Raw genomic sequence first — 2,939 nt, 5'->3', positions numbered from 1 at the left:
TTCGTCAGCCACTGCCCGACAGCCGCTCCAGATAATCCCGACCGAAATCGACTTTCAGCGCCGCCCAGAGCGGCAGATGGTCGGACATCTGATGGGTCCGCCAATAGGTCTTGTAATAGAGTGATTTATTGCCGCGTGGCTTGCCGGACGAGGTGGTGCCATAGGCGTCACCCATGTCGGGAATATAGGTCGCCTCATCCTCCGGGCGGTAGACATGGTCATAGAAGTTGAAAGCCCCGGACGCCAGGATCTGGTCCTTGCGCAGGTTTGGCGTCATGAAGGCCATCTGGTCGAAAAAGCGCTCCTTCTTGCCGACATTGGTGACCTGCTGCAGGCCTTCAGGAATGACGAAGCCGGCTTCGGTCAGGGCCTCGAAGGTGACATCGCCGGGATCAAAGATGTTGAAGTCTCCCAACAGGATCATGTTCTTCGCCCAGGCGTGATCCTCCTTGGCACGGGCCGCCATGACGTCGGCGATCGCCCGGATCTCCGCTTCCCGCCTGGGGTCATCCGCCTTGCTCTCGCCGTAGACGATGTGGACGGTCGACAGCATGAATTTGAACCAGCCGGTCTCGAAGCCCACCACATAGGGTGTTCGCGCCAATTGCTTGGAGGGCGTGTAGGTCAGCTTGCGATCTGCCCCGCGCGACTCGATGGGCGGGATCACGATCTCTCCGGCCAGCCCGCCAAAGCGCACCTTGCGGCTGTCATAGAGGAAGGCCATCCGTTCCTTGTTGCCTTCCGTGCCGCCTGTCACATCCGTGACCAGGTATTTCCACCAGCGCCCGAGCAGTCTGCGCAGTTTTTCCAGGGGCTCGGTATCGCGGCGGACCTCCTGGATAGCGACGAGGTCGAAGCGGGAGATGATCTCGGCGATATAGTGATAGGGCTCGACACCGCGCAGCCCGTAGGCCGCACTGTCGAACTCGCGGATATTCCAGGTCGCCAGCAACAGCGTGTCATCGACTGTCTTTGGGGGGATTTCCTCGGTCAGCGCATCACCCAGCCGGACCAGATTGGCCGCCACCCGACGCTGGACCGGATCGGACCTGTCGAGATCATAGAAGAATGACATGCGCGCTCCCCTGTCCATGCAGGTGCAGGATACAACCAAAGCGGGCGCCAGACCACTGGCAACGCGCGGAAGCGAGCCCTATCTTCCCGGACAAGGAGATTGCCCATGCTGATTCTGCTCTCGCCCGCCAAGAACATGAATTTCGATCCGGTCGATCGCGACCTGCCGGCGACCACGCCGGACCTGATCGACGAGACGCGGATCCTGTCGAAGACGACGCGTCAGCTGACCGCGCCGAAGATCAAGGCGATGATGAAGATCAATGATGATCTCGCCCGCCTCAATCGCGAACGCTTCCAGGCCTTTGACGCCGATCAGCCGGGTGTGAAACAGGCCGCCTTCGCCTTCAATGGCGAGGTCTATCGCGGCCTCGAGGCGCACACGCTCTCGGCCGAGGATCTCGACTGGGCGCAAGGCCATCTGCGCATCCTCTCGGGCATGTATGGCGCCCTGAAACCGCTCGACGGCATCCATCCCTACCGCCTGGAGATGGGCCGCAAGCTGCACACGCGCCGCGGCGAGAGCCTGTATGATTTCTGGGGCGACAGGATCGCGAAAGAGCTCAATGGCCTGCAAGCCGATGCGGCCGAACCGGTCATCCTCAACCTGGCCTCGAACGAGTATTTCAAGGCTGTCGACAAGAAGGCCATCAAGGGCCGCGTCATCACCGCCACCTTCAAGGAAGAAAAAGACGGCCAGCTGCGCGCCCTCATGGTCTTCGCCAAGAAGGCCCGCGGCATGATGGCCCGATGGGCGATCGAAAACCGCATCACCGACCCGGCCGATCTGGTCAAGTTCGACCTCGGCGGCTACCGCTTCGAGGCAGAGGGTTCGAGCGAGGGCGATCTGCTGTTTACGAGGCCGCAACCGGCAGCGGCGGGGAAGAAGGCGGCTTAATCTCCTCCACCGTCATCCCACGGTGAGCGCGCAGCGGGCATCCGGGGGACCTCGACTGGCCGACGGGCTTTGCGCGCACCCGCTTCCCCGATTCACCCGGCGCTCCCAGCGCTGAGGTCCCCCGGATCGCGGCGCGCCGCGACCGTGGGATGACGGTGGATGGAGAGGGCTTTCACACCGTGGGGAAGAAAAGTGCCGCACCCTTGACCTCCCCGCCCCCTTCCCGTCTCTTGCGGCGAGCGCAAACTTGATAGGTGGTTCATGTCTTCCATTCGCACTGATCTCGCGGGCCAGGTGGCCATTATTACCGGCTCGACGAGCGGGATTGGCGCGGCGATGGCGGAGGCACTGGCACAGAATGGCTGTCACATCATTCTCAACGGATTGGGTGACGCGACCGAGATCGAGAGCCTGCGGGCCCGGCTGGCCAGCGATCACGGGGTCGAGGTGCGCTATCATCCGGCCAATATGCTCAAGCCGGACGAGATTGCCGACATGGTCGCCTCGGCCGAGCGTGAGTTCGGGCGGCTGGACATATTGCTGTCCAATGCCGGTATCCAGCATGTCTCGCCGGTCGAGGACTTCCCGGCCGAGACATGGGACGCCATCATCGCCATCAACCTGACCTCGGTCTTCCATGCTGCCAAGGCGGCGATCCCGGTCATGAAGCGCCAGGGAAAGGGCCGGATCGTCAATCTCGCCTCGGCTCACGGTCTCGTCGCCTCGCCGTTCAAGTCGGCCTATGTCGCGGCCAAGCATGGGGTGATGGGTTTCACCAAGACCCTGGGTCTGGAACTGGCCGAGGACGGCATCACCTGTAACGCCATCTGCCCCGGCTATGTGAAGACACCGCTGGTGGAAAACCAGATCGCCGACACGGCCAAGGCGCGCGGGATCAGCGAGGATGAGGTCGTGCGCGATGTCATGCTGGCGGCCCAGCCGACCAAGAAGTTTGTCACCTATGAGC

General features: G+C 62.5%; 3 protein-coding genes. 2 read left to right on the top strand and 1 reads right to left on the bottom strand.

Going from position 1 to position 2,939, the window contains the following annotated elements:
* Nucleotides 1–4: 4 nt before the first annotated feature.
* Entirely contained in the window at nucleotides 5–1,075 is a 1,071-nt protein-coding gene (locus QZ266_RS14730; protein ID WP_295696466.1) for an endonuclease/exonuclease/phosphatase family protein, read from the bottom strand.
* A gap of 105 nt (nucleotides 1,076–1,180) precedes the next feature.
* On the opposite strand from QZ266_RS14730, the gene yaaA reads away from it, so the two are divergent.
* Nucleotides 1,181–1,972 (top strand): peroxide stress protein YaaA, encoded by a 792-nt coding sequence (gene yaaA, locus QZ266_RS14725; protein WP_295696465.1) that lies wholly within the window; start codon nucleotides 1,181–1,183, stop codon nucleotides 1,970–1,972.
* 261 nt (nucleotides 1,973–2,233) lie between these two features.
* On the top strand, nucleotides 2,234–2,939 hold a 706-nt coding region (locus QZ266_RS14720; protein WP_295696463.1), incomplete at its 3' end, for a 3-hydroxybutyrate dehydrogenase.

This window comes from uncultured Maricaulis sp., from assembly GCF_905480005.1.
Classification (GTDB): Bacteria; Pseudomonadota; Alphaproteobacteria; order Caulobacterales; family Maricaulaceae; genus Maricaulis.
Note: the sequence above shows the minus strand (reverse complement) of the source record. Positions and strands in the feature narration are given on the sequence as shown.